The organism is Aeromicrobium phragmitis, from assembly GCF_003674095.1.
Lineage (GTDB): Bacteria > Actinomycetota > Actinomycetes > Propionibacteriales > Nocardioidaceae > Aeromicrobium > Aeromicrobium phragmitis.
The window spans coordinates 1-375 of sequence record NZ_RDBF01000160.1 but is presented as its reverse complement, the minus strand read 5'-3'; the positions used below and the strand labels follow the sequence as shown (position 1 = coordinate 375).

The 375-nt window shown below is 45.6% G+C and carries 1 protein-coding gene; it reads right to left on the bottom strand.

Going from position 1 to position 375, the window contains the following annotated elements:
• Positions 1-363: hypothetical protein (locus D9V41_RS17640; RefSeq protein ID WP_133434250.1), on the bottom strand; the 363-nt coding region annotated here is incomplete at its 3' end.
• Positions 364-375 lie beyond the last annotated feature (12 nt).

Here is a 375-nt window from a genome sequence, read left to right as displayed (position 1 = left end):
TCTTACCCAGATGTTTGTTTTTCTGTCCCGGTATGTGATGTTTAACATACTTCTTTCCATCTTTGATTGTGCGGCTGCTAGCTTGTTTTTTGCCTGGTTGGTAAGTGCCCATGTTTCCGCGCCGTATGTCATTGCTGGAAGTACGCACGAGTTGTAGACTTGTCTCTTCAAGCAGATACCAAAGTTACCCTTGAAGATGTCCCGGTGCTTGGCGAATGCTGCCCAGCCGGCCGTGATTCTTCTTTGAATCTCATTGTCTTGGTTTTTGTCTCTGATGCTGTATCGCTGTCCCAGGTAGACGTAGCTTTCAACCTTCTCTATCTGAGTGGTGTTGACATATATTGGTGTGTCGTTTTCCATCATCACCTTAGTCTT